The 1,750-nt window shown below is 44.1% G+C and carries 2 protein-coding genes; one reads left to right on the forward strand and one right to left on the reverse strand.

The annotated features are described in order from the left end of the window. Positions 1 to 40 precede the first annotated feature (40 nt). Entirely contained in the window at positions 41 to 253 is a 213-nt protein-coding gene (locus tag A3739_RS18040; protein WP_068477645.1) for a (2Fe-2S)-binding protein, read from the reverse strand. A 201-nt stretch (positions 254 to 454) separates the two neighbouring features. Here A3739_RS18040 and leuS point away from each other — a divergent pair. Continuing rightward, positions 455 to 1,750, forward strand: a 1,296-nt coding sequence (leuS, locus tag A3739_RS18045; RefSeq protein WP_068502317.1) for a leucine--tRNA ligase, incomplete at its 3' end; no start/stop codon positions are given.

Genomic DNA, 1,750 nt, shown 5'->3' on the forward strand with positions numbered 1-1,750 from the left:
TTATTGAAAAGTTGAGAATAATGATACGAATCAGTATCAGTTAGATGACTGCCGCGTAGGCTAAGTCGAGAGAAGTATTGTCGTTATCTTGAGCCAATCTATTTTCTATAATTTCTTTAGTCGTACATGCACACTGACCACAACTTGTCGCCACACCCAGTTCATTGCGCACCTGACGAAAAGAGGTTTTGCCTTCATCCATCAAAGAATGAATATCTCTGTCAGAAACACCTTTACACAAACAAACTAACATTATTTTCGCTCACTTAAACAACGGAGCAAATGATAGTCGCAATACGAATCATTATCAACAACATTCACCAATTATTTTTGTTGTCGTTTTGTGGTTTGAAGCGTCTACACCCACACATAAAACTAAGATAGACTATGTGCCCATTTTTGCACCGCACTATAGATAAGCGGTGTTGCGTATTCCATTGATTTAAGAAGAAGCATGCAAGAACAATACTCTCCGAAAGAAATAGAACAGAATGCACGAGATTTTTGGGAAGCGAACAATAGCTTTGCCGTAACCGAGGACTCGTCTAAAGAAAAGTACTACTGCCTTTCCATGTTCCCATACCCTAGCGGCAAGCTGCACATGGGGCACGTACGCAATTATACGATTGGAGATGTTGTTTCTCGTTACCAGCGCATGCTGGGTAAAAACGTTATGCAACCAATGGGTTGGGATGCTTTTGGACTTCCAGCAGAAAACGCTGCAATCAAAAACGGCGTCGCTCCAGCTAAATGGACATACGAAAACATTGATTACATGAAAAGTCAGCTTAAGCAATTAGGCTTTGGTTATGACTGGGATCGAGAATTAGCGACCTGCCGCCCTGAATACTACAAGTGGGAACAATGGTTCTTCACTAAGCTATATGAGCGCGGCTTAGTGTACAAAAAGAACGCAACTGTTAACTGGGACCCTGTTGACCAAACTGTTCTTGCAAACGAGCAAGTTGTCGATGGCCGTGGCTGGCGTTCTGGCGCAATTGTCGAGCGCAAAGAAATCCCACAGTGGTTTATCAAAATCACCGATTATGCAGAAGAACTACTTAACGACTTAGATCAGCTTGATGAATGGCCTGAGCAAGTTAAAACGATGCAGCGCAACTGGATTGGCCGATCAGAAGGTCTTGAATTCAGCTTTGGCATCAAAGACTCAGACGAAACGCTAAGCGTTTATACCACACGACCAGATACTCTGATGGGTGTAACGTATGTAGCGGTAGCCGCTCAACACCCACTTGCTACACGTGGTGCAGAAAACAACACCGACTTGCGTGAGTTCATCGAAGACTGTAAGAAAAACAAAGTTGCCGAAGCAGATATGGCGACAATGGAGAAAAAAGGTCTTCCTACCGGCTTCAAAGCAATACACCCAATTACAGGTGAAGAAGTACCTATTTGGGCTGCGAATTTCGTGTTGAAGGACTACGGCTCAGGCGCAGTTATGTCTGTACCAGCACATGACGAACGTGACCATGAATTCGCAAAGACGTACAAGCTTCCAATTAAACAAGTTATCGCATCGGAAGAAGTTGAAGAACTTGATATTCATGAGTCGGCCTATACCGACAAAGGTGTTCTTGTAAACTCCGGCGAATTTACTGGCTTAACCTCTGCTGAAGCATTCGAAGCAATTGTGAAGCACTTTGAAGAAGCTGGAACTGGATCGCGCAAAGTGAATTACCGCTTACGTGACTGGGGTGTCTCTCGCCAACGCTATTGGGGCGCACCGATT

The organism is Oleiphilus sp. HI0067 (assembly GCF_001635735.1).

Coding starts and splice junctions, on each gene's coding strand:
- A3739_RS18040 (WP_068477645.1), bottom strand. CDS start 253: ATGTTAGTTTGTTTGTGTAAAGGTGTTTCTGACAGAGATATTCATTCT.